The following is a 24,155-nucleotide window of genomic DNA, read 5'->3' on the forward strand; positions in this document are numbered from 1 at the left end:
CCGGATCGGTGAGGATGGGCCCATGGGGTGGATGACGCGGCTGCTGGGCGGCTCCGGTCGCAGCGACGCGCAGGTGCAGGCGCAGCTCGTCAGCGCCGTCCGCGCGCTGCCGGGGGTCACCGACCAGGACCTCCTGCTCCGCACCGACGCGAGCGGCGGAGGGTCCCTGCGCGGGCACGTCGCCGTCGCGGACGCCGCGTCCTTCGAGCAGGCCCTCGCCGCATTCGGGCGGGTGCTGGGCCGGGACGGGAGCCGGGTCGCCGTGTACGCCGTGGGGCGGCTCCCCGACGGCACCGTGATCGGTCCCACCGACGTCGGGTTCCGGTCGCGACCCTCGGGCGCGGAGCTGCACGAGCGTTACTCCTGACCCCCGGGCCGACGCGAGCAGCAGCCCACCGGCGACGGACGAGACGGCTATCCTCACGACCATGCCGGAGCGCACCGGAGCCCAGGGCCGCCGCACCGCGGCGTTCTTCGACCTCGACAAGACGATCATCGCGAAGTCGAGCACGCTCGCGTTCTCGAAGCCGTTCCAGGCCGGCGGCCTCATCTCCCGACGTGCGGTGCTCCGCTCGGCGTACGCGCAGTTCGTCTACCTCGTCGGCGGCGCCGACCACGACCAGATGGAGAAGATGCGGCAGTTCCTCTCCGCGCTCACCGCGGGCTGGGACGTCGCGACGGTGCGGGAGATCGTCGCCGACACGCTCCACAACGTCGTCGACCCGCTGGTGTACGACGAGGCCGTCACCCTCATCGAGGAGCACCGCCTCGCGGGTCGCGACGTCGTGATCGTGTCGACCTCGGGCTCGGAGGTGGTGGAGCCGATCGGCGCGATGCTCGGCGCCGACCGGGTCGTCGCCACCCGCCTCGTCGAGGAGGACGGCCGCTACACCGGCGAGATCGCCTACTACGCCTACGCCGAGGAGAAGGCCAACGCGGTCCGGGCGCTGGCGGAGGAGCGCGGCTACGACCTGGACGCCTGCTACGCCTACAGCGACTCGATCACCGACGTGCCGATGCTGGAGGCGGTGGGCCACCCGTACGCCGTGAACCCGGACCGCGACCTGCGGAAGGTCGCGATCGCGAACGAGTGGCCGGTGCTCGTCTTCACCAAGCCCGTGGCGCTGCGGAGCCGGCTGCCGCCGGCCGGGCCGACGCTCGCGGCGCTGGCGCTCGGCGGGGCGCTCACCGTGGCGGGCGTGGTCTGGACCCAGGTGCGCAGGCGCCGCGAGCCGGTCTGAGCGCACGCGGTCGGGACGACGCCGGGATCGGAAGTTACCGACCAGGAACCCTTGCGTGACGTGGATCACAGAGGCACAGTGGGTGCCACGCAGCACCCCGGATCCGGAACCGGGAACTCCACAGGGACTTCACGCACCACCGGGTACCCACGCGGCGACCCACCCTTCTGACAGGGCGCACGCCGACGGGAGACTCCCGCGGCGGCAGATGAGTGCACGCTTGGTAGCCAGCGGCGGTGCGTGTCAGCGACGGCCCCCGGATCCACGCGACTCCGGGGGCCGTCTGCTGCCCGGACGACCCCGGACGACCCCGGACGACCTCAGACGGCCCCGGACGACCTCAGACGGCGTCGCGGCGCAGCGGGCTCGCCTCGGCCCCCGCCGCGTAGGCCTCGGCGGCGTAGAGCAGCCAGGCGTGCACGCCGGACGCGCTGCCGCTGCGGTAGCCGCGGAGGTTCGACTCGTACTCCGCCCGCACCGCCAGGTGCCCCGCCTCCGGGACGACGAGGGACTTCTCGTCGAGCCCGCGGGCGACGAGGACCAGCCGCTCGGCCGCGCGGGCCACGATGCCGTTGTGGGACGGGAACGGGGCGGCGCAGGCGATCTCGGCGTGGACGACGGCCGCGACGACCAGCGCCGGCACCTCGCGGGAGCTGAGCAGCAGGTCCGCCGTGCTCCGCAGCCGGGCCGCGCTCTCCGCGTCCCGCGGGCGCCCGAGACGCTCGTCGGGCAGGGCCCCGGCCGCGGCCAGCGCGTGCAGCCGCGCGAAGGCCATGAGCGGCGCCGTGCGCAGCTGGGGCGCGAGCCCGAGCAGCTGGGTGGAGACCCGCACGGCGTCCTGGGCGACCTCGTCGCCCGCACCCTCGCGCACCTCCGCCAGGGTCGAGGCCGAGCCCTCCAGCACCGCGCTGGCGTGGGCCCCCCGCAGCAGGGACTCGGCGGTGAGCTCGGGCGAGGTGCGGCGCAGTCCCCGGTCGCGCAGCATGACGTCGATGCCGTCCCGCGCCGCGGCGTACGCCGATCCCACCCCCTCGAGGGCGACGAGGTGGCTCAGCGGGTCGGGCGCGGCGTCGGGCACGAGCGCGAGGGTATCGACCCGCCGCCGCCTCCGCGGTCGTGGTGCCAGGCCTGCGGAAAGTGGAGGCCTCGCACCACGACCGCGGGAGGGGGAGACGCACCCCGAGCAGCAACAGGGAGCCGCCCCGCGAGGGGCGACTCCCTGTCGACTGGTGGAGCAGGTGGTACGGGGATCAGCGGATGATGCGGACCCCACGGGTCGAGGCCGACGGGGCCGTGAGGGTGTTGCCGTCGATCCAGACCGTGATGAGGTGGTTGCCCACGCGGCCGGGGGGCATCGTGAACTTCGCGCGGCCGCTGACGACGAGGACCTGGTAGCCCTTGCCGCCGTAGGAGATGTTCGCGCGACCCGTGTAGGGGACGCCGCTGGAGTTGCCGACCTGGATCCCGAGGGTCGGCGTGGCGCCGGCCTTCACCGGGTTCGGCACCGTCAGCAGCACCACGGACGGCGCGCGGCCGATCGTGACCCGCACGCCGACGGCGGAGCGGGCGGTCTGGGCGTCACCGCTGTAGTAGAAGCCGATGTTGTAGGTGCCCGGCTTCCAGTTGCTCGGGACGGTGGGACGGGCGACGCCGTTGACGACCGTGGCCGTCTGGCGGTAGCCGTTCCAGCGCATCTCGACCGTGCCGGTCGCGGTGGCGTCCGACGTGATGCGGATCGGGACCTGCACGCCCTTGCCCACCGTGGTGGTGACGGCCGTGGCCGGGCCGGTGGCGGTGGACGCGGTGCGCTCGTCGACGACGGCGATCGGGCCGACGGCCGTTCCGGTGGGCTCGGCGACCAGGTAGATCTCGTCGCCCTCGTAGGCCGACAGCGGGACCTCGACGGCGATGGTGGCCGCACCGGCGGTGACGGTCGCCTCGCCGGCGACGTCGACGACCTCGCCCTCCTCGTCGACCACGTAGGCCGTGAGGTCGGTGTTCGCGGGCGAGCCCAGCGACGTGAGGTCGAGGTTGCTCACGCTGATCTCGGCGGTGTCGCCGATGCCGAGCACGGTGGGCATGCCGGGCGCGACGACCTGGTGCTTGGCGAAGTCGGGCTCGATCGGGCTGGCGTCCTCGAGGTAGGAGAACCAGAGCTCACGGTCGACGAGACCGGTGTCGCGCGTGGTGCCGAGTTTGAAGGCGCTGAAGAAGTCGCCGCCGCCCGCCAGGAAGCTGAACGTGGAGACCGTGTAGGTCTCCTCCGGCTGCACCAGCACGCCGTCGATCCAGATGTTCTCGACGCGGCTGCCGGCGGGGGCCGCCGGGTTCGTCGTGATCGCGACGTTGTCGGAGGTGCCGAGACGCAGCGTCGAGCTGCGACCCTCGACGGGCCACTGCTGCTCGAAGACCTGCGCGAGCTCGTCACCCGTCAGCTCGACGAGGGAGACGTTGTTGAGGAACGGCAGCACGTTGTTGGCCTCGGCGACGGTGACGACACCGTCGGTGTTGGCCGGGTTGCTGGTCGTGTTGCCCGCGTAGAGCAGGTCGTCACGCAGACCACCGGGGTTGGTGATGCCGAGGTCGGGCGTGCCGATGTTCTCCGGGACGCCGTCGCGCAGCGCGTTGCCGACGAGCGTGCCGAGGGTCGACTCGACCGAGCGGTCCGTCGCGCCCGGGGCGCTGTAGGCGCGGGTGATGTCGGCGGTGATCTCGCCGACCGGCTCGTTGCCCACCTCGGCCGCGTACTCCAGGGCCTCCTTGGTGATCGCGTCGACCGCGGCGACGCGCGGCAGCGTGGTGTCGGCGGTGGCGACGCGGGCGACGTTCGCCTGCGTGTACGCCGAGACGTCACCGCTCTCGCTGTCGACCGTGAGCGTGACCTGGCCGATGTTCTCGCCGTACTGGCCCGCCTGCAGCACCGGGCGCGTGCGGTCCGTGCCGGGGACGGGCGCGTCGTACGCGTACTTCTGGTGCGTGTGACCCGTGAAGATCACGTCGACCGCGGCGCTCGTGCCATCGACGATCTCCGCGAACTCGGGCCGGTTCGCCTTGGCCGCGTCGAGCCCGGTCGTCAGGTTCGCGCCCTCGTGGTACTGCGCGACGATGATGTCGGCCTCGCCGTTGGCGGCGTCGCCGTCGGACAGCTGGCCTGCGACGCGGTTGACCGCCTCGACCGGGTCGCCGAAGTCGATGGTCTCGACGCCCGAGGGCGACACGATGTCCGGCGTCTCGAGCGTGACCGCGCCGACGACGCCGACGGTCAGGCCGCCGACCTCGAACTCGGCGTACTCCGGCAGCGCCGGCGTGTCCGTGCCCTTCTGGTAGACGTTCGCCCCGAGGTAGTCGAAGTCGACCGTGTCCGCGACGAGACCGGTGAGGTTGTCGTAGCCCTGGTCGAACTCGTGGTTGCCGACGCCCGACGTCGCGACGTCGAGGGCGTTGAGCACCTCGAGGGTCGGGACGTCCTCCTGCACGGCCGAGGCGAAGATGCTCGCCCCGATGCTGTCGCCGTTGCTCATGAGGAGCGTGTTCGGGTTCTGGGCCCGCAGCTGCTCGATCGTGGTGGCGAACTTGGTGGTGTTCGCGTCGATGCGGCCGTGGAAGTCGTTGAAGTTGAGGAGCTGGATCGAGACGGGTGCGGCACTCGCCGACGGCGCGAGCGCCACCGGCACGACGGCGCACAGACCGGCCGTGACGGCGAGCGCCGACAGCCGGGCAGCGCTCACGCGCAGGCGGTGGGTCTGGGAACGGGACAACGGTCTACCTCTCGGAAGGTAAGGGGTGGCCTCGGCACGCTAACCCGTGAATCTCCTGAGGGATACGTGTACGGAGATGAAGGATCCGTAACGAACTGGGCAAGCGGACGACCCGGGTCCGCGACCCGTCGACGGCGGCGGACGCGGCGGAGCGGGCACGCCGCGCGGCGTGGCGAGCGACCGGGCGCCCCTCCGCGCCGGTAGCCTCTGGCCCACCATGGACCGTCTGTCCGACCGCACCCGCGCCGCCTCCGCCTTCCCCCCCGACGCCGCCGCCTGGCTGGCCGGACCGTCGGGGCGCACCGTGGTGCTCGTGGGCGACCCCCGCAGCGCCGCTCCGCTCGAGGAGGCGCTCGCCGCGCTGGGGTACGACGTGCGCTCCAGCCTCGACGGCACCATGAGCCTGCCGGACCGGTCGGTGGACGCGATCGTGTCGTTCGACCTCTGCCCCGAGCCCGAGGTGGCCGCCCGCGTGCTCCGGCCCGGCGGCCAGGTCGCCGTGCTGGTGCAGGCGCACGACCACCGCATCCCGTGGGTGCGCAAGCTGCGTGCGGCCCTGCGGCTGCCCGACCCCGTCGACCCGTCGGGTCCGATGGACTCGTCGCCCTACTTCGGGCCCGTCTCCACCGACACCTTCCGGCACTGGCAGGTCGTGACGCGCGAGACGCTGGGCGAGGTCGTGCGCGCCCTGCCGGCGGTGCTCGCCCGCAGCCAGTCCGAGGCCGCCCGTGCGGTCGAGGAGGCGGAGCGCCTCTACGACGACTACGGCCGCGGCCCCGACGGCATGCAGCTGCCGTGGGTCAGCCACTGCTACCGCGCCCCCGTGCTCGGCGAGGCGTGGGCGATGGTCACCGAGCGCGCCCGCGCCGCCGCCGAGGCAGCCGCCCTCGCCGAGCGCGCGGCCCGCGGCGCGGCGGCCCGCGCGGCCGAGACGGGCTCCTCGACGGACGGTCCCGCGCCGTACGACGTGGACGCGGTCGCGGACGAGACCGCCGGCCCGCACGAGCCCCGCGAGACCGGCGAGAGCACCGAGGCCATGGACGCGGACGCCCTGCGCGCGGCGGTGCACGGCACCGACGAGCGTCCGGCGTACCCGCCGCCGGCCCGACCGCGGCCGACCTTCGACATGGGCGACACGGCGGAGGGGATCATCACCTACGTCGTCGACACCGGCGAGATCCCGCCCGTGCGCGCTCCGCTCGCCGTGGACGAGTCGGCCGGCGGCGAGCAGACCCAGCCGCTCAGCACCTTCCGGGTGCTCGGCGAGCCCGGCGGCGCCGAGCCCGACGCGCACGACGGGCCGGACGACCCCGACCTGCTGATCCGCTTCCGCTGACCGGCGTGGCCCGCTGGAGCCGTCGTCGTACCGCGCTCGGCACCGAGGCGGACCGCGCCACCTTCCGCACCCTCCACACGGCGTCGCTCGCGGCACCGTCGCTGCGCGAGGGGCTGCGGCCCGACAGCGCCGCCCGCGCGGTCGGGCACCTGCGCACCCTCCTCGGCACGCCCGGCGTCGGCCTGACCGGTCCGACGACGGTGCTCGCGTGGGACGGCGCGGGCTCGCACCACGAGGGCGACCTCGGCGTGCTCGCCGCGCGCGCGGTCGCGGCGGGCAGCACGGTGCTGGCGACCCCGGCGGACCTCCGCTGCGCGGCCCCCGACTGCGTGCTGCGGGGGGCGATCGCGAGCCCGCTCGTGGTCGAGGATGACGTCGTCGGCACCCTCGCCGTGCTCGCCCCGCAGGTGACGGGTCGGCTCGTGCGGGCCACCGACGAGGTGGCGGTGTGGGTCTCCGGCCAGCTCGAGCTCGCGGAGCTCGACGCGTCGCGCACCCGGCTCGTCGAGGCCGAGGTGCGGGCGCTGCGCGCACAGATCAGCCCGCACTTCATCTACAACTCGCTCGGCGCCATCGCCTCGTTCGTCCGCACCGACCCCGACCGCGCGCGGGAGCTGCTGCTCGAGTTCGCCGACTTCACGCGCTACTCCTTCCGGCGGCACGGCGAGTTCACGACGCTCGCCGAGGAGCTGCGGGCGATCGAGCGCTACCTGGTGCTCGAGCAGGCGCGCTTCGGGGACCGGCTCGCGGTGCGGCTCCGGATCGCCCCCGAGGTGCTCGGCGTGACGGTGCCGTTCCTCTGCCTGCAGCCCCTCGTCGAGAACGCGGTCCGCCACGGCCTGGCCGGCTCGCCGCGCCCCGTCACGACCGTCTCCATCGTGGCCCGCGACCTGGGCCGCACCTGCGTCGTCGAGATCGAGGACGACGGTGCCGGCGAGGACCCCGAGCGCATCGCCGCCGTGCTGGCCGGCACGGCGGAGGGGTCCGGGACCTCCGAGGGCGCCCATCCCTCCGTGGGCCTCGGCAACGTGGACGCGCGCCTCCGCGCGACGTACGGCGAGGACGCCGGCCTCGTCGTCGAGACCGCGCCCGGCGCGGGGACCAAGGTGGTCGTCCGGATCCCGAAGTTCGCGCCGGGCGTGCACACCTGAGCCACCCGCTGCCGCTACCGTCACCCCCGTGACCCAGGCCACTCCCTCCTCGGCGCCGCCTCCGGGACCCCCCGGGCTGGTCGCGCTCGTCGTCGACGACGAGCAGCCGGCGCGCGACGAGCTCGCCTGGCTCCTCGAGCGACACCCCCGCATCGGCCGCGTCGTCACGTGCCCGTCCGCGACCGAGGCGCTCCGGGTGCTCCACGACGGTGGCGGCGACGGGGCCGCCCGCATCGACGTGGTCTTCCTCGACATCGCCATGCCCGGCCTCACGGGGCTGGAGCTGGCCGGTGTGCTCGCCGCCTTCCGCGAGCCGCCGGCGGTCGTCTTCGTGACCGCCCACGAGGAGCACGCGCTCGAGGCGTTCGACCTCAGCGCGGTGGACTACCTGCTGAAGCCCCTGCGCGAGGACCGGCTCGCCGAGGCCGTGCGCCGGGTGCTCGACCGGAGCGCGCGGTCGGCGCCGGGCCCGACCGGCCCCCGTCCGGTCCCCGACGAGCAGGTCCGCGTCGAGCGGGGCGGCGTCACCCGCTTCCTGCCGCGCTCGGCGATCACCCACGTCGAGGCCCAGGGCGACTACGCGCGGCTCCACGCCCGCGTGGAGGGCGAGTCCGCGTCGTACCTGGTGCGCACGCCGCTCGCCACCCTCGAGGAGGAGTGGGCGGACGCCGGCTTCGTGCGCGTGCACCGCTCGCTGCTCGTCGCGCTCGGCCACGTGCAGGAGGTGCGGATGGAGGCGGGGCGCTGCACGGTGCTCGTCGACGGCACCGAGCTCGGCGTCAGCCGCCGGCACACGCGGACGCTGCGCGAGGTGCTGGCCGGGTACGTCGGGGCGCGCTGACGTGCCGGACCTGCCTGCCGGCGAGCACGCGCCGGGGCCCCGGCCGCCGTCGGAGCGCGTGCGGGTCACCGGCCCGCCGCGGCGCGGCGCCCGCCGCTCCACCGGCGCCGAGCAGATCGACGCGGGCACGGCGGTCGGCGAGGTCTACCTGCGCTCGCTGCTCGCCGAGCAGCTGCGCCTCGGGCTGGCCGTCGTGGCCACGCTGGCGCTGACGCTCGGCTCGCTGCCCGTCGTGTTCTACCTCGCGCCCGGGCTCGCCGACGTACGGGTGCTGGGGGTGCCCCTGGCGTGGGCGGTGCTGGCGGGGGCGGTCTACCCCTTCCTCTTCGTGCTCGGGTGGGTGCACGTGCGGCGCTCCGAGGCCAACGAGCGCGACTTCGCGCAGCTCGTCGCCCGCGAGGAGCCGCCATCGGGGGCCGGCGCGTGAGCGATCCGCTCGACCCGCGCTGGGGAGGCGCGGCGGTCGCGGCCGTCGTCGCCGTCACGTTGGTGATCTCCGCGTGGGGGCTGCGCTCGTCGCGCACGACCAGCGACTTCTTCGTCGCGTCGCGGCGGGTGCGGCCGATGCTCAACGCGTCGGCGATCGGCGGGGAGTACGTCTCGGCGGCGTCGTTCCTCGGGGTGGCCGGACTGGTGCTGGCGTACGGCGCCGAGATGCTCTGGTACCCCGTCGGCTGGACCGCCGGGTACCTCGTGCTGCTCGCCCTGGTCGCCGCTCCCCTGCGCCGCTCGGGGGCCTACACGCTGCCCGATTTCGCCGAGGCGCGGCTGGCCTCGGGCCGGGTCCGCGCGGTGTCGGCCCTGCTCGTGGTGGCGGTCGGGTGGCTCTACCTGCTGCCGCAGTTCCAGGGCGCGGGGCTGACGCTCGCGGTCGTCACGGGCGCGCCGTCGTGGCTCGGCGGACCGGTCGTGGCGCTCGTCGTGCTCGTCGGCGTGGCCTCGGGCGGGATGCGCTCGATCACGTTCGTGCAGGCGTTCCAGTACTGGCTCAAGCTCACCGCCCTCCTCGCCCCGCTGGCCGTGCTCGTCGTCGTGTGGCACGGCGACGGCCGGCCGCTGCCGCGGGACCTCGGCACCGGGATCATCGGCGGTGGAGGCAGCGGCGGCGACAGCTGGTCGACGCCCTTCGGCGGCGGCATCTCCGGGCTGGCGGCCGGACCGGAGGGGCTCTACCTCACCTACTCCGTCATGGTCGCGACCTTCCTCGGCGCCATGGGCCTGCCCCACGTGGTCGTGCGCTTCTACACGAACCCCGACGGCCGCGCCGCCCGCCGCACCACCCTCGGGGTGCTCGGCCTGCTGGGTCTCTTCTACCTGCTCCCGCCCGTGTACGGCGCGCTCGGCCGCGCCTACGACACCGACGGCGGGCTGGACGGCGCCGACACGATGGTGCTGCGCCTGCCGGGGCTCATGACCGACGGGCTGCTCGCCGACTCCCTCACCGCCGTGCTGACCGCGGGCGCGTTCGCGGCGTTCCTCTCCACCTCCTCGGGTCTCTGCATCGCCGTCGCGGGCGTGCTCAGCCAGGCCGTGACCCCCTCGGGCCGCGGGGGACGCACGGTGGCGGGGCGCGGCGTACCGGCTCCCGTGCGGCAGCTGCTGCCGCGCTGGCGGGTCGAGCCCGTGACGGCCTTCCGGGTCGGCGCGGTGCTCGCGGTGACGGTGCCGTGCGCGGCGGCGCTGGTCTCCCCCGACCTGCCGGTCGCGCGGTCCGTGGGCCTGGCCTTCGCGGTCGCCGCCTCGACCTTCTGCCCCCTCCTCGTGCTGGGGATCTGGTGGCGCGGCCTCACCGACGTCGGCGCGCTCGCCGGGCTCGTCGCGGGCGGGCTCGGCTCCGGCGTCGGGGTGGTCGCGGCGCTGCTGGTCCCCGACGCCGGCGGCGGCTGGGGCACGGCGCTGCTCACCCAGCCCGCCGCGTGGAGCGTGCCGCTCGCGTTCGCCGTCATGGTGCTGGTCAGCCGGGCCACCCCGCGCCGCGTGCCCGCCGGCGTCGACCGGTTCATGGTGCGGCTGCACACGCCCGAGACGGTGCCGCTGGACCGGGGGTGAGGGACCGGCTCAGGCGCGCGGCAGCTGCTTCTCGCCGGCGGCGGCAGGTGGCGCCAGGTGCGTGGGGAACGCGGCCGCGGTGGCCTCGTCCTCCGTCGTGAAGCACATCCGCGCGAAGTCCACGCCGAACGGCGTGAGGTGGAGGCTCCGGCGGAGCACCTTGGGGAACTTGACCGAGTGCATCGCGGCGAGCACGTCGGGCTGGGCCTCGACGACCTGGTAGCGCAGGAGGTCCTCGAGCGCCTCCGAGGACTGCCAGACGAGGCCGAGCCGGGAGAGGTTGTTGAGGTACTGCGGCACGAGGTCCACGTGGCGCAGCCCCGCCCGCGCGCCGATCATGTTGAGGCCGCGCGCGACGAGCTGCGAGTTGACCATCCCGACGGGCCCGCCCGTGCGGACGTCGACCGACGGCTGCGGGCCGTCCTTGAGCAGGAGCACGATGATGCGTGCCTCGTCGGGGGCGAGGTCGCCGAGGATGCGCTCGTACGCCGGGTGCCCGGTCTCGGGGTGCCACACGTCGCGCGACTGCTCCAGCAGCTTGGCTCCCTTCGCCCGGAGCCGCTCGGCCTCGGACTCGCGCCGGGACAGGCCGCCGCCCTCGGGGACGGGCGGGCCCGCGGTCTCGCCCGGCAGCCGCAGCTGCGCGACCGCCTGCGACAGCGGGAGCCCCGCGGACACGCCCTTGGCGATGCCCGCGACCACGGACGCGGCCTCGTTGAGGTCGCGCGAGAGCTCGGCGGCCGCCTGCGGGTCCACCATGGCGCGCGCGAGCTTGAGGCCGGTGCGCGTGGAGGCGGTGACGCCCCACTCCGCGGTGTGCAGCGCCGTGGCGGCGGCGATCCGGGCGAGGCCGGGGAGCGCGTCGACGGCCGGGCTCAGCGACGCCGGCACCCGGTCGGAGATCGCGTCGGTCAAGGCCGTGGGCACGAGCGAGCTGCGTCGGGCCGGGACGAGGGCCGCGAAGCCGCGACGACGCGGCGGGGGCAGGGCGCGCGGAGGACGGTGCTGACCGCTGTCGCTCACTGACCCCCCACTCCGAAGATCCACAGGTGGAGGAAGCCGCCGGCCGCCCCCATGATCGCGCCGTGAGCGTAGAGCATCCACTCGTCCTCCTTGATCGCCGCTCGCATCATCTCGACGAAGTCCCGCGGCGGGAGCTCCTTCGTGCGCTGCGCGATCAGGGTGCGGATCTTCTCCGACTGCCGGGCGGAGAACACGGGGTCCTGGAAGGGCTTGAGGGTGCGGCCCACCGCCTCCTGGGCGACGGAGTCCTTGATGGTGTCGAAGCGGGCCGTGCCGACGGCCACCCGGACGGCGGCGCGGGCGGGGCCGATGGCGCCGTCGATGGCGGGCTTGAGGGCGGTCGCCAGCATCTGCCGCGTGCGGTCGCCGCGCGGGCCGTCGAGCAGGAAGTCGCCGATGCGCTCGAGGGTGATGACGTCGCTCGCGATGTGCTGGGCGTAGATCTCCGCCGCGGCGGCCTGACGTCGCGGGAAGAGACCCTGCAGCGTGAACGGCCCGACCTTGCGGGGCTCCGGCGGGTCGAAGATCAGCCACATGCCGAGCAGGTTGGTGATCCAGCCGACGATGACGCCCATGACGGGCAGCGCCCACCACTGGCCGAAGGCGTGGTCGATGATCGCGACCGGGATGCCGAGCAGGAAGCCGAAGATCGCCCCGAAGACCACCATGAGCCGCAGCTCGCGCGCCCCGAAGTCGCGGAAGATCCGGACGACGAGGTCGGGGTTCTGCTCGAAGTGGTCGATCACCATGATCTTCGGGTCGAGCAGCTGGTCGATGTGGATGCCGATCTCGGTGGTCACGCGGCGTACCACCTGCGGGAGCTGCGCCTGCACCCGCTCCACGACGGCCGAGCGCACGGGACGCGGCAGGTCGTGCCACAGCCGCGGGTGCTCGCGCTCCATCACCTGGTCGACCAGGTCCGGGATGTCCGGGGAGAACATCTCGACGATGTGCTCGGCGATCTTCTCGGGCTCGAGCTCCTGGTAGAACTCCGCAGGCGTGCCGAGCTTGGCGATCGCCTTGTCGACGGCGATGCTGCCCATCTTGCCGGCGCGGGCGGGCACGATCCCCTGCCACCCGAGACCGCCCGAGAGGAACCCGGGGATCTCCTGCACCTTGCGGGGCGACGCCGTCGCGAGCTCCTTGAGACCGGGCACGCGGAAGCCGTGGAAGTGGGTCGGGGAGAAGAGCATCCACAGCCCCGACCAGTTGATGAGCCAACCGACCACGGCGGTGAAGACGGGGATGGACCAGAAGTGGACCCAGTCCATGTGCGCGAGGTAGTCGCGCAGCCAGTCCAGCGCTGCTTCGAGCGTCGACCTCACCACCTCGTGCCGCACGGCGTCGTTGCCGCTGGTCAGTCCCTGTCCGCACCGTAGCGTCCGGACGGGTGCCACGGGCCCGGTAGGACGGACAGAAACGTGACATCCATGCTGTCACATCGGGTGAACGGCAGGGGTGGCGTCGGGTCACGGGCGTCGAGGTGGGTCGGACGGCGCGGCGGGAGCGTCGAGTTGGGTCGGACGGCGCGGCGGGGGCGTCGAGGTGGGTCGGACGGCGCGGCGGGGTCGTCGAGTTGGCTTGGACGGCGCGGCGGGCGCGTCGAGTTGGGTTGGACGGCGCGGCGCGGTGCGTCGAGGTGGGTCGGATGGCGCGGCGGGTGCGTCGAGGTGGGTCGAACGGCGCGGCGGGTGCGACGGGTTGGCTTGTACGGCGCGGTGCGGTGCGTCGAGGTGGGTCGGATGGCGCGGCGGGGTCGTCGAGTTGGGTCGAACGGCGCGGCGGGTGCGACGGGTTGCCTTGTACGGCGCGGTGCGGTGCGTCGAGTTGTCGTGTACGCCGCGGAGCGGGCGGGGACTCGTCGCTGCGTACGTGGCAACTCGACGCCGGCCTCGGATCGGTCATCCACAGATCACCACCGAGAGGTGGTGATCGAATGCGTGTTCGACTAGAGTGGGGTCATGGATCGGGGGACCCACACCACAGCGACCGCGTTGATCGACGCGGTCCGCGAGCGCACGACGGCGGCTCGTGTCGCGGAGGCGGCTGCGTTCGTCGCGGTGGGTGACTGGGCGGCTGCGCACACCTCTGAGGAGGTCGTGGGGGATCCGTTCACGTCGTTGGGTGAGTGGCACGAGGAGTCCTACGTCGAGGCTCTGGCGGGGGATCAGTTCCTCGAGCTGGGTGGGCCGGGTGCGCCGGTGGTGGCGGAGTTCTGCATCGGCGAGATCGCCGCCGCCCGGGGGTGCTCGTTCGACGCGGCCCGGCGACTGGTCGGCGACGCGATCGAGCTGCGCTACCGGCTCCCCCGGGTCCACGCCCGCATCGCCGCGGGCGAGGTCGACGTCTGGCGAGGCCGCCGCGTCGCCCAAGCGACGCGCACCCTGACGCTCGAGGCGGCGGGGTTCGTGGATCGGCACGTGGCGTACGTCGCGGGCAAGGCCACCGGTCCCGAGGTCGATCGGCTGGTGGCGGAGGCGGCGGCTCGGTTCGACCCCGAGACCACCGAGGCCGAACGGGCTGAGGCCGACGGGGGCCGGCACCTGACGATCGAGCTGGGCGACGTGGGCTACGCGGATGCGTTGACCGGGACCCTGCGCGGAACCGTGGACGTCCACGGGACGCTCGACCTGGCCGACGCGCTGGACTTGGAGCGGACGGTCGCGCACGTGGCGCGGCAGCTGGTCGAGCTGGGGTGCGGTCAGGACCTCGACGCACGGCGTTCCATCGCCCTGGGCGAGATCGCGCGACGGTGCGATGGCGTCACGACCCTCGACTACGCCACGGCCGACGAGTCCGCCGAGAGCGAGCGACGCCCGGTCCAGCGGGCCCGGCGCGAGGTCGTGCTGTTCGTCCATCTCGACCAGGCCGCGATCACCGGCACCCTCAACGGATTCGGCCCGGGGATCGACGCCTGCACCGGCACGACCGGGATCGACCTGGCCCGGCTCGACACCCCCGGCCTACCCCGCGGGGCCGTCATGGCCGAGCAGGTCCAGGCCTGGTGCGCCAGCCCCGACACGACGGTGACCGTGAAGCCGATCATTGACCTCAACCTCGACGACGCCGGGAACGGCTACACCCCACCGGACCGGATCGCTGACCACGTCCGTGTCCGCTGGCCCAGGTGTGTGTTCCCGTACTGCACCCGCAGCTCACGCACCGCTGACCTCGACCACTGCCAGGCCTACGAGGAGAACGGCCCACCCGGCCAGACCTCGACGGCCAACCTCTTCCCGCTCTGCCGGCGTCACCACCGCATGAAGACCCACCGCGAGATGAAAACCGGGAAACGCTGGACCTACCGCCCCACCCACCCCGACACGGGCGAACCACCGAACGCCCTCATCTGGACCAGCCCCCACGGTCAGACCTACCTCGTCGACCGCGACGGCACCCGGCCCTGGCCGCCACCCGACGAGGCACCAGACCAGACGCACAAGACCTGACCCCGACCAGCACCACCCGCCGCCCGCCCACACCCCGTGGCCGGGCGGCGCAGCATGCCTCAGCGCACAGGATCAGATCCAGCGCTCCCCGATCTCGTCGTGGAGCTGCTGGGTCTTCTGCACCATCAGCACCCCGTTCGCCACCGTGGTCTCGAGGCCGCATGCCTCGGCGACCCCGATGATGGCGTCGCGCGTCTCGGGTTGGTCAGCTGAGTTCCCGCCGTCCCACAGCTGCAGCCAGCGATCGGTGGAGTCATCACTGCCGCAGTCAGCCCAGACGCGGCAGATCATGTCGAGCTCGTCCTGGGTCATGGGGCGGGTGGGGTGGCGTACACAGCGGTCTCCTCGTCGTCAGGTCGTCCGTCGAACAGCGGGCGACGGCTGCTCGGAGCACTGCTGCCGTGAGCCCGACCCTCCAATCGACCAGCGGGACAACCGCTACACAAGAAATGCAGCAAACCAGGCCAACTGGTCTAGCCCACTCGGCATCGACACGCCTGAACTGGGCCTTTGCGGTGTGGACCCGGTTCCGGCGGGGTAACGCCGCACCACCCCAGCCGCTCGACGTCAGCGAGCGGCTCGACCCGAGGGAGACCCGTATGAGCCAGACCGCACCTGTCCCGAACAACAACAGCGGCTTCCGCGTCATGAGCATCATCGGAATCGTGCTGGGCTTCGTGGCCCTCCTCTTCGTTCCGATCATCGTCGGCCCGGTTGGCGCGGTTCTCGGCTTCGTGGCCTACGCGAAGGGCGACCGCCTCGGGCTCTGGGCCGGCATCTGGTGTATCGCCGCCACCATCATCGGCATGGTCCTGGGATACCTCGTCGTCAGCAATATGTGAGCTGATCCGCGCCGTACCGCACGCGCCCACGACCGGCGCCGGGGACTCCCCGGCGCCGGTCGTCTGCGTTGGTGCGCAGGGCAGGACGCGCACGCCCTCCGTTCCCCGCAGGTTCCTCGCGCGTTGGTTGCCGGCCCCGCGCCGCCCCCGGTTGCCTGGTGGTCGCACCGCTTCCCACCTCGACGCACTCGGAGTCTCCCGTGAAGAGCACCGTGAAGAGCACCGTGAAGAACACCCCGAAGAGCACCCTGAAGAACACCGCCCGCATCGCCATGGCCGCGCTCGCCGCCACCGCCTCGCTCGGCGTCGCCGGAGCGACCACGTCCCCCGCCCAGGCGGGCGCCGCCTGCGACGCGTCGTGGGCGGCCAACTACGCGGCCTGCGGCGGCGCCGCCAACCACGTCAGCGGGATCGCGTTCCGCATCACGACGCAGTGGCCGTCCAGCGCGACCTACCTGTCGCCGTCGGCCAGCGTCGGCAACCAGGTCGTGGTCGGTGGCGGCAGCACCCTGGGCGGTCCGGGCGGCGGCGGTACGGACGTCGACGGCTACCTCATCCGCGAGCGCTGCCAGGGCCAGATCAGCATCGGCGCCAACGGCACGCGCACCTGGCAGGGCCCGGGCTGGCGCAAGATCTCCGACGGCCAGGTCGTGCACCTCTGGGCCCACCGCTGCGAGGCGTGACCACCACGGCCTGAGGGCCGGCGGCGACACTCACGGGCACTCGAGCCCCGTCCGCTCGGCCAGTTGCGCCGGGGTGTCGCCGCGGCCGAGGGCGACGGCAGCCTCGTCGAGGATGTAGGTGTAGTCGCCCTCGAGGTCCATCGCCTGCGCGAACGGCGCAGCCGCGGCGTCCGACAGTGCGGTCACCGCCTGCGCGCGCCCGCCGCCGGCCGCGACGTCCGCCACCCACCCACAGACGAGGGTGTCGACGACGGCGCTGCCGAGGCTGTACGTCGAGGCCACCGTCGCGCCCTCCAGGTCGGCCGCAGCCCGGGAGACCGCCGTACCGCGGTCGAGTCCCGGCGGCAGCGCGACGGTCGCGAACACCGCGTCGAGCGCAGCCGGCTGGTCAGCGGCGAGCACGACGTCGTCGGGGAGGTACGCCGCCAGCTCACCGGCCGCCACGGGCTGCAGCACGTCGAGCACCGCGGACAGCCCCGCGGCGTCGACGCCCGACACCCGCACCTCGAGGAAGAAGGCGCCCACGGGCTCGGCGATGACGGTGTGGTCGTCGGCGCTGTAGTCGAAGCGCTCGGCGGGGCTGCCGAGCAGCGAGAGGTCGGTCGGCGCCGAGGCGTCCGCACGGTCCTCGAGGTAGGAGTCGTGGGCGACGGCGGGTCGCTGGTGGATGGTCACCTCCACGCCACCGGGAGCGTCGTAGGTGAGCTCGCGCTCGTCCCCGGCGTCCCGCACGTAGGTGAGGTCCCACGCCGGGTCGGCGGCGACCACCCAGTCCCCGTCGGCGTACACGCCCGGCCCGGCCCCGGCCCAGCTGCTCGAGCGGTCGCTCGGCTCCCCGGGACCCCCGTCCCCGAGGAACAGCGGACCGAGGCCGATGAGCGCGACCGTGGAGGCCGCGGCGAGACCCACGAGCGCCGTACGCCGCGGGGTCCGCCACGCGGTCGGCACCCGCCGGGTCGCGGGCTCGGCCCGCAGCAGCTCCCCGAGGAGGGCCTGGCGCCCCTCGTGGAGGGGCAGGTCGCGCACCTGCTCGTCGGTGATCAGGGGCGGCAGCAGCCGCCGGAGGTCGTCGGTGGCGTTCATCGGGACTCCCCGGGGATCAGGTCGGTGGTGGTGTCGGGCGTCAGCTCGCGCAGGCGTCGGCGGGAGCGGGAGAGGCGGGTGCGGACGGCGACCGCGGAGGTGCCCAGCACCTCGGCGATCTCACGGGGCTCCAGGCCCTCCCAGGCCGCGAGCTCGAGCACCTCGCGGTCGCGGGCGGCGAGCCGCGACAGGGCGTCGGCGGCCGCCAGGTGCTCGGTCACCGCCGTGGCGTGGTCGGGCACGACGACGCTGAGCTGGTGGCGGAGCCGGTCACCGAGCGCGTCGCGGCGCGACCCACCGCGGCGGTGGTTGTCGAGGGTGCGGCGGGCGACGCCGTAGAGCCACAGCCGGGTGCGCGGCTCGGCCGGCACGTCGGCGATCCGCCGCCACGCGACGAGGAACGTCTCGGCGACCACGTCGGCCGCGTCCTCGCTGACCGCGACGCGCCGCAGCGCGTAGCCCAGCATGGCGTCGAAGTGGGCGGCGTAGAGGCGCTGGAAGCGCTCCTCCACCGGTTCCTCGTCGAGGAGGCGGAGGTCAGGCCGCGGCGGCGGGTCGTGGGTCGGGTCGTCGGCGTGCTCGGTCATCAGGATCATGCTCCGTACGTGTCCGGCACCCGGCCCGGCGTTGCACCTCAGCCGCGGTTGCGCCGCCAGACCACGAGGGACTGCCCCGGGTCGGGGCCGCGGAGCACCGGCAGGTTGCCCGGGCGCACCGGCGCCGCCGGAGCCGCCGTACGTCGCTGGGCGAGCGCCTGCCGCAACGCGTCGCGCGTCGCCTCGAGCTCGGCCACGAGCTCGTCGTTGCGCGCCCGCAGCGCGGCGAGGTGGTTCTCGAGGTCGAGGATGCGGCGGACGCCCTCGATGCCGGTGCCGGCCGCGGTGAGCTCGGCGATGTCGCGGAGCCGGTCGACGTCACGTGCCGAGTAGCGGCGTCCGCCGCCACCGGTGCGGCCCGGGTTGATGAGGCCCATGCGCTCGTAGGCGCGCAGCGTCTGGGGGTGCAGCCCGGTCAGCTCGGCCGCGACGGAGATGACGAAGACGGCGGCGTCGGGGTCGGGCGGCCCGGGACGCCGCGGACCACCCGCACCACCCGGACCCGCCATCACGACTCCTCGAACAGTCCGGCCCGCAACGGCTTGCCGGCCACGGCAGCACGGTAGTTCTCGATCGCCTCGCGCGCCGCCGGATCCAGCGAGGCGGGCACCTGGACCTCGACGGTGGCGAGCAGGTCGCCCATCGTGCCGTCGGCGCGCCGCGCACCCTTGCCCCGCACCCGGAAGGTGCGGCCGTTCGGCGTCCCCGCCGGGATCCGGAGGGTCACCGGCGCCCCGCCGAGCGTGGGCACCTTGATCTCGGCGCCGAGGGCGAGCTCGTCGAAGCCGACGGGCACGTCGAGGGTGAGGTTGTCGTCCTTGCGGCCGAACACGCGGTGGCCCGCCACCTTGACGGTGACGAAGAGGTCGCCCGCGGGGCCACCGTTCTCGCCCGGGGCCCCCTTGCCCCGGAGCCGGATCCGCTGGCCGTCCTTGACGCCGGCCGGGATGCGTGCCTGGATCGAGCGCGCCGCCGTGCCGCGACCGGATCCGTGGCAGGTGGGGCAGGGCTCGTCGTACACCAGCTGCCGGCCGTGGCAGACCGGGCAGGTCTCGTTCATCGAGAACGCCCCGCCCACGGAACCGGTGATGTAACCGGCGCCCTCGCACTCGGTGCAGATGTGCGGCTTGGTGCCGGGCTTGCCGCCCGTGCCGCTGCACGTCGAGCACGCGGCCTCGCTGCTCAGCCGCAGCGAGATCGTGACGCCCTCGAGGGCGTCGGTGAAGCTGATGGTCGCCGTGCTCTCGACGTCGGCGCCCTTCGTGGCCCGGCTACGCGTCTGCTGCCGGCGGCCGAAGAGGTCGCCGAACATGTCGCCCAGCCCACCGGCGCCGCCCGCGCCACCGCGGTCGCGCAGGAGGTCGGAGAGGTCGAAGCCGCCCCCGCCGCCCCCGCCCCCGAAACCGCCGCCGAAGGACGGGGCGGACCGGATGTCGTCGTACTGCTTGCGCTTCGTCGGGTCACCGATGACGTCGTAGGCCTCGGCGACCTTCTTGAACGTCTCGTGCTTCGCGGTGTCCCCGGGGTTGGAGTCGGGGTGGTTGGCGCGCGCGAGCTTGCGGTAGGCCTTCTTGATGTCGTCGGCGGAGGCGTCCTTGCCCACCCCGAGCACCTTGTAGAAGTCCTTCGTCGCCCAGTCGGCGTTGCTCATCCGCGCACCTCCTCGAAAGTTCTGTCGTCAGTCGTGGGTCCGCCGGGCCCGGGAGGTCCCGGGCCCGGCGGAGCGGTCGTCAGTCCTCGGGATCGACGACCAGCACCTGCGCCGCGCGCACCACGCGGTCACCCATGCGGTAGCCCGCCTTGGCGACCACCTTCACCGTCTGCACGGTGACGTCCGCATCGGTGCCGAGGTGCGAGAGCGCCTCGTGCAGGTTGGGGTCGAACGCGTCGCCCGGCTCGCCGAAGCGGGTCAGGCCCTGCGCGCCCACGACGCGCTCCAGCTGGTCGGCCACCGCCTTGAAGCCGCCCTCGAGGGGGCCGTGCTCCTTGGCGCGGTCGATCGTGTCGAGCACCTCGATGACGGGGGTGAGCACCTTGTACGCCGCGTTCTGCGCCAGCAGCTCGCGGTCGCGCTCGACCCGTCGCTTGTAGTTGAGGAACTCCGCCTGCAGCCGCTGGAGGTCCGCCGTGCGCTCCGCCAGCTCCATCTGCGTCACGGCGAGCTCGTCCGACGCCGCCGTGTGCTCGGCGGTGCCGGCCTCCCCCTCGGCCGCGGCGGGCTCCCCCTCCGTGGCGTCGGGCTCGTGCACGTCCGGGGCGTCACCCTCGGCGATGTGCGACTCCGTCGGCTCCTCCACCGACGGGTCGTTCACCTCCTCGCGGTCACCGTCGCCGGGTGCGGTCACTTGCTCTCACCCTCGGGGGTCTCGTCGACGATCTCGGCGTCGACGACGTCGTCGTCGGCCTCGCCCGTCGAGCCGGTGCTCCCACCGGCCGCGGCCTGGTCGGCCTCGGCCTGCGCGTAGAGCGCCGCACCCATCTTCTGGCTCGAGGTGTTGAGCTTCTGCACGCCCGCCTCGATCTCCTCGGACGACGCGTCCTCCTTGGCGAGGGTCTCCTTCAGCGCGTCGACGTCGGCCTGCACCTCGGTCTTGACGTCCTCGGGCAGCTTCTCGGCGTTCTCGGTGAGGAACTTCTCCGTCGTGTAGACGAGCTGGTCGGCGGTGTTGCGGGCCTCGACCGCGGCGCGACGCTGGGCGTCCTCCTCGGCGTACTGCTCCGCCTCCTTGACCATCCGGTCGATCTCGTCCTTGCCGAGCGCCGAGCCGCCGGAGATCGTCATCGACTGCTCCTTGCCGGAGCCCTGGTCCTTCGCCGAGACGTGCACGATGCCGTTGGCGTCGATGTCGAACGTGACCTCGATCTTCGGCACGCCGCGCGGGGCCGGCGGGAGGCCGGTCAGCTCGAAGTTGCCGAGGGGCTGGTTCTGCGCCCAGATCTGCCGCTCGCCCTGCGCGACCTTGATCTCGACGGACGGCTGGTTGTCGTCGGCCGTCGTGAAGATCTCGCTGCGCTTCGTCGGGATCGTCGTGTTGCGCTCGATGAGGGTGGTCATGATGCCGCCCTTCGTCTCGATGCCGAGGCTCAGCGGGGTGACGTCGAGGAGCAGGACGTCCTTGACCTCGCCCTTGAGCACACCGGCCTGGAGCGCGGCACCGAGGGCCACGACCTCGTCGGGGTTGACGCCCTTGTTGGGCTCCTTGCCGCCGAGCAGCTCCTTGACGAGCTCCGGCACGGCCGGCATGCGGGTCGAGCCGCCAACGAGCACGACGTGGTCGATCGCGGAGACCGCGACGCCGCCGTCCTTCAGCACCTGCTGGAACGGCGCCTTGGTGCGGTCGAGCAGGTCGGACGTGATGCGCTGGAACTCGCCGCGCGTCAGCTTCTCCTCGAAGTGGAGCGGGCCCGACTCGCCGTGCGTGATGTAGGGCAAGTGGATCGTGGTCTCGCTCGAGGAGGAGAGCTCGATCTTCGCCTTCTCCGCGGCCTCCTGGAGACGCTGCGCGGCGATCTTGTCGGCGGCCAGGTCGACGCCGTTCGCGTCCTTGAACTTCTTGACCATCCACTCGACGATGCGCTTGTCCCAGTCGTCACCACCGAGCTCGTTGTCACCGCTCGTGGCCTTGACCTCGACGACGCCCTCACCGATCTCCAGCAGCGAGACGTCGAACGTGCCGCCACCGAGGTCGAAGACGAGGATCGTCTGGTCGTCGCCCTTGTCGAGCCCGTAGGCGAGCGCCGCCGCGGTCGGCTCGTTGACGATGCGCTGCACGTTGAGACCCGCGATCTCGCCGGCCTCCTTCGTCGCCTGGCGCTGGGCGTCGGAGAAGTAGGCGGGGACGGTGATGACCGCGTCGGTCACCGTCTCGCCCAGGTAGGCCTCCGCGTCGCGCTTCAGCTTCTGCAGCACGAACGCGCTGATCTGCTGGGGCGTGAACGTCTTGTCGTCGAGCTTGGTCTTCCAGTCCGTGCCCATGTGGCGCTTCACGGAGCGGATGGTGCGGTCGACGTTGGTGACCGCCTGACGCTTGGCGACCTCGCCGACGAGGACCTCGCCGGACTTGGAGAACGCGACGACCGAGGGGGTCGTCCGGGCGCCCTCGGCGTTCGCGATCACCGTGGGCTCTCCGCCCTCGAGGACCGCGACGACCGAGTTCGTCGTACCGAGGTCGATGCCGACTGCGCGAGCCATGTGTGCCTCCTGCTGCGTGGGTTGCTGACGTGGATGTCCGTCGGGCCGGTCCGTCAGGCGCTGCGAGCGTCGAGCGCCCCGGCGCACCGGGCGTGCTTCCCATGGTGCGTCGCCGGACCACGTCTCGCAAGTTACCTGAGTCTGATCGACTCAACTTCCTTGCTAGGCACAACGCCGCTGGCAGCAGGATCATCCCGCCTGGGGTGTGGTGCCCGTCACCTCGGACGGGCCGGGGGTCGTGGCCTCAGCGCACCGGAATGCGTAGCGCTGGGGCCACGACTCGGGAGGGCGACCGGAGGGTCACCCGATGGTGACGCTGACCTCGTTCGACGCGACGTCGGCGGACGGGTCGATCGCGCGGATGCGGTTCTCGCCGGGGCGGCCGAGCGCGATGTAGGTGCTGAACAGCTCGCCGGAGACGGCGGCGTTGGCGGCGATGTCGTTCCAGCTGCCGTCGGTGAGGCGCTGGATGGTGAGGATCGCCCCGTCGCCGCCGGTGTAGATGCCTGAGACGTCGATCCGCTCCATGGGGCCGGCCGTCGTGGTGCTCACCTGCAGGGTGATCTCGCCCTCGGCCGCCTCGGTGGTCGTCGTGGTGGGCTCGGTCGGCGACGCCGGCGCGGACTCCTCGCCGCCGCCCTCCTCGCCCTCGTCGCCGGGCGTGAGGGTGATGAGCGGACCGCTCGCGGTCGCCGTCTCGGTGACCGGCGGGAGCGACAGCGTGGGCTCGACGGCCGCACCGCCGCCGCCACCTCCGCCACCGCCGCTCAGGCCGAACACGCGCGCGCCACCGAGGGCGACCACGCCCACGATGAGTCCGACGATGAGGCTCACGCCGACGAGCGCGATGACGCCCACCAGGACCGGCCGGTCCTCCGTCTCGTCCACCACGTCGTCGACTCCCGTCACGTCGGCTCCGGGTCCCCACGGTCCCCGCGTCGGGCCATTGTGGTCGGCCGGCGCCCGCGCGCCAACACCGACCCGGGCGTCAGGCCCCCAGCGGCCGCAGCTCGACCTCGTGGACGGGTGCCGCCTTCGGCTTCGTGTCACCGCAGCTCGCGGGGCTCGGGACACCGGGTCGGGACGTCACCGCGGCGTACCAGCGCGCGCCGCCGGCGCCCACCTCCAGCTCCACCCCGCCCTCGTCCGTCCCGACGACCGTGACGTCACCGATCCCCGTCACCCCGAGGTGCCGCCGCAGCGCGAGCTCCGCGACCTGGGCGGTCGCCGGCAGCCCGGCGCGGCCCCGGGTCACGTCGAGCGGGAGGCGTCCCGCCTCGAGCTCCGCGCACGCCGCGAGGGCCGTGACCGGATCGAGCCGGCCCAGGGTCACCCCCGTCGGGAGGGCGAGGAGCGTCGCCGAGAACCGGTGACCGCCGAGGTGCGCCGTCTCCCAGGTGGCCGCGGGCCAGCGCTCCGCGAGCGCGGCCGCCACCGGACGGCCCAGCTCCGCGCAGCACACGTCCCGGCGGCCGTTGGTGCAGACGAGCCAGAGGGGACCTTCGTACGGCGTCGCCCCGGCCAGGTGCCCGGCCGCCAGGTCCGCGGGGTCGTGGTCGAGGAGGGCCCGCAGGTCGTCGACCTCGAGCCGCGCGACGGCGAGCGCACCGCCGGGGCCGGACGGCCGGGCCGCCAGCACAGTGCGGCGGGCGCCGACGTCGTCGCGCACCGGGGCGGCGCGGCCCGGTCGGCGCACCAGCTGCACCCGGACGTCCGGTGCCCCCGGCGCCACGTGGGCGCCCAGGCCACCGAGCAGCGCGGCGACGTCGGCGGGCAGGTCGCTCTCGCGCAGGGCCTTCCGGCCCCACGGGCCGGGCTGCTCGACGAGGAGCCAGACGCCCTCACCGGGCGCGGTGCCGGCCTGGTCCTCGCCGGCGGCGGCGCTGAGGGCGGTGCAGCGGTCGGTCACCC

At 73.6% G+C, this 24,155-nt stretch carries 23 protein-coding genes; 10 read left to right on the forward strand and 13 right to left on the reverse strand.

Annotation, left to right across the window (positions count from 1 at the left end; genetic code table 11):
- Positions 1-22: 22 nt before the first annotated feature.
- Together QE405_RS14365 and QE405_RS14370 are read left to right on the forward strand one after the other, a co-directional pair.
- Positions 23-367, forward strand: coding sequence for a hypothetical protein (locus QE405_RS14365; protein WP_307201907.1), 345 nt, complete (start codon positions 23-25; stop codon positions 365-367).
- 61 nt (positions 368-428) lie between these two features.
- Positions 429-1,241, forward strand: coding sequence for an HAD family hydrolase (locus QE405_RS14370; RefSeq protein ID WP_307201909.1), 813 nt, complete (start codon positions 429-431; stop codon positions 1,239-1,241).
- A gap of 340 nt (positions 1,242-1,581) precedes the next feature.
- On the opposite strand, the gene QE405_RS14375 is transcribed toward QE405_RS14370, so the two are convergent.
- Together QE405_RS14375 and QE405_RS14380 are read right to left on the reverse strand one after the other, a co-directional pair.
- Entirely contained in the window at positions 1,582-2,319 is a 738-nt protein-coding gene (locus QE405_RS14375; protein WP_307201911.1) for an oxidoreductase, read from the reverse strand.
- A gap of 172 nt (positions 2,320-2,491) precedes the next feature.
- Positions 2,492-4,969 carry a bifunctional metallophosphatase/5'-nucleotidase gene (locus tag QE405_RS14380; protein ID WP_307201912.1) on the reverse strand — a complete coding sequence of 826 codons (2,478 nt, stop codon included), beginning with the start codon at positions 4,967-4,969 and terminating at the stop codon, positions 2,492-2,494.
- Between the two features lie 247 nt (positions 4,970-5,216).
- Between QE405_RS14380 and QE405_RS14385 the strand changes: the two genes are divergently transcribed.
- Genes QE405_RS14385 through QE405_RS14405 form a run of 5 tightly spaced genes read left to right on the forward strand, consistent with a single transcriptional unit; the run spans position 5,217 to position 10,376 of the window.
- Positions 5,217-6,335: a hypothetical protein gene (locus QE405_RS14385; protein WP_307201914.1), complete on the forward strand. Its 1,119-nt coding sequence runs from the start codon at positions 5,217-5,219 to the stop codon at positions 6,333-6,335.
- A gap of 5 nt (positions 6,336-6,340) precedes the next feature.
- On the forward strand, positions 6,341-7,486 hold the full coding sequence (locus QE405_RS14390) for a sensor histidine kinase (protein ID WP_307201915.1): 1,146 nt from the start codon (positions 6,341-6,343) through the stop codon (positions 7,484-7,486).
- Between the two features lie 28 nt (positions 7,487-7,514).
- Positions 7,515-8,327, forward strand: a complete 813-nt coding sequence (locus QE405_RS14395) for a LytR/AlgR family response regulator transcription factor (protein WP_307201916.1) — start codon at positions 7,515-7,517, stop codon at positions 8,325-8,327.
- Position 8,328: 1 nt separating this feature from the next.
- Positions 8,329-8,754 carry a hypothetical protein gene (locus QE405_RS14400; RefSeq protein WP_307201917.1) on the forward strand — a complete coding sequence of 142 codons (426 nt, stop codon included), beginning with the start codon at positions 8,329-8,331 and terminating at the stop codon, positions 8,752-8,754.
- On the forward strand, positions 8,751-10,376 hold the full coding sequence (locus QE405_RS14405; RefSeq protein ID WP_307201919.1) for a sodium/solute symporter: 1,626 nt from the start codon (positions 8,751-8,753) through the stop codon (positions 10,374-10,376). The genes QE405_RS14400 and QE405_RS14405 overlap by 4 nt, the downstream gene beginning before the upstream one ends.
- 9 nt (positions 10,377-10,385) lie before the next feature.
- On the opposite strand, the gene QE405_RS14410 is transcribed toward QE405_RS14405, so the two are convergent.
- Together QE405_RS14410 and QE405_RS14415 are read right to left on the reverse strand one after the other, a co-directional pair.
- Positions 10,386-11,399, reverse strand: coding sequence for an Abi-alpha family protein (locus tag QE405_RS14410; protein ID WP_307201921.1), 1,014 nt, complete (start codon positions 11,397-11,399; stop codon positions 10,386-10,388).
- Positions 11,396-12,724 (reverse strand): hypothetical protein, encoded by a 1,329-nt coding sequence (locus QE405_RS14415; RefSeq protein ID WP_307201923.1) that lies wholly within the window; start codon positions 12,722-12,724, stop codon positions 11,396-11,398. The genes QE405_RS14410 and QE405_RS14415 overlap by 4 nt, the downstream gene beginning before the upstream one ends.
- A gap of 636 nt (positions 12,725-13,360) precedes the next feature.
- On the opposite strand from QE405_RS14415, the gene QE405_RS14420 reads away from it, so the two are divergent.
- Complete coding sequence (locus QE405_RS14420) at positions 13,361-14,848, forward strand: HNH endonuclease signature motif containing protein (protein WP_307201925.1); 1,488 nt, start codon at positions 13,361-13,363, stop codon at positions 14,846-14,848.
- Between the two features lie 72 nt (positions 14,849-14,920).
- On the opposite strand, the gene QE405_RS14425 is transcribed toward QE405_RS14420, so the two are convergent.
- Positions 14,921-15,160, reverse strand: coding sequence for a hypothetical protein (locus QE405_RS14425; protein WP_307201927.1), 240 nt, complete (start codon positions 15,158-15,160; stop codon positions 14,921-14,923).
- A gap of 287 nt (positions 15,161-15,447) precedes the next feature.
- Between QE405_RS14425 and QE405_RS14430 the strand changes: the two genes are divergently transcribed.
- Together QE405_RS14430 and QE405_RS14435 are read left to right on the forward strand one after the other, a co-directional pair.
- Complete coding sequence (locus QE405_RS14430; RefSeq protein WP_307201929.1) at positions 15,448-15,690, forward strand: hypothetical protein; 243 nt, start codon at positions 15,448-15,450, stop codon at positions 15,688-15,690.
- Positions 15,691-15,890: 200 nt separating this feature from the next.
- The gene (locus tag QE405_RS14435) at positions 15,891-16,373 is read left to right on the forward strand and encodes a hypothetical protein (protein WP_307201931.1); all 483 of its coding nucleotides are present in this window, start codon (positions 15,891-15,893) and stop codon (positions 16,371-16,373) included.
- A 30-nt stretch (positions 16,374-16,403) separates the two neighbouring features.
- On the opposite strand, the gene QE405_RS14440 is transcribed toward QE405_RS14435, so the two are convergent.
- The 8 genes from QE405_RS14440 to QE405_RS14475 form a co-directional block, all read right to left on the reverse strand.
- Positions 16,404-17,456, reverse strand: coding sequence for a hypothetical protein (locus QE405_RS14440; protein ID WP_307201933.1), 1,053 nt, complete (start codon positions 17,454-17,456; stop codon positions 16,404-16,406).
- A complete protein-coding gene (locus tag QE405_RS14445) occupies positions 17,453-18,043 on the reverse strand; it encodes an RNA polymerase sigma factor (RefSeq protein ID WP_307201935.1) in 591 nt (196 codons plus the stop codon). Before QE405_RS14445 ends, QE405_RS14440 begins: the two co-directional genes overlap by 4 nt.
- 47 nt (positions 18,044-18,090) lie before the next feature.
- Complete coding sequence (locus tag QE405_RS14450; protein ID WP_307201937.1) at positions 18,091-18,561, reverse strand: heat shock protein transcriptional repressor HspR; 471 nt, start codon at positions 18,559-18,561, stop codon at positions 18,091-18,093.
- Complete coding sequence (dnaJ, locus tag QE405_RS14455; RefSeq protein WP_307201938.1) at positions 18,561-19,703, reverse strand: molecular chaperone DnaJ; 1,143 nt, start codon at positions 19,701-19,703, stop codon at positions 18,561-18,563. Before dnaJ ends, QE405_RS14450 begins: the two co-directional genes overlap by 1 nt.
- Before the next feature lie 79 nt (positions 19,704-19,782).
- Positions 19,783-20,397, reverse strand: coding sequence for a nucleotide exchange factor GrpE (gene grpE / locus QE405_RS14460; protein WP_307201939.1), 615 nt, complete (start codon positions 20,395-20,397; stop codon positions 19,783-19,785).
- On the reverse strand, positions 20,394-22,244 hold the full coding sequence (gene dnaK, locus QE405_RS14465) for a molecular chaperone DnaK (protein ID WP_307201942.1): 1,851 nt from the start codon (positions 22,242-22,244) through the stop codon (positions 20,394-20,396). The genes grpE and dnaK overlap by 4 nt, the downstream gene beginning before the upstream one ends.
- Positions 22,245-22,544: 300 nt before the next feature.
- On the reverse strand, positions 22,545-23,153 hold the full coding sequence (locus QE405_RS14470) for a hypothetical protein (RefSeq protein ID WP_307201945.1): 609 nt from the start codon (positions 23,151-23,153) through the stop codon (positions 22,545-22,547).
- 79 nt (positions 23,154-23,232) lie between these two features.
- Positions 23,233-24,153, reverse strand: a complete 921-nt coding sequence (locus QE405_RS14475; protein ID WP_307201947.1) for a sucrase ferredoxin — start codon at positions 24,151-24,153, stop codon at positions 23,233-23,235.
- Positions 24,154-24,155 lie beyond the last annotated feature (2 nt).

The sequence above is a fragment of the Nocardioides zeae genome, assembly GCF_030818655.1.
Taxonomy (GTDB): domain Bacteria; phylum Actinomycetota; class Actinomycetes; order Propionibacteriales; family Nocardioidaceae; genus Nocardioides; species Nocardioides zeae_A.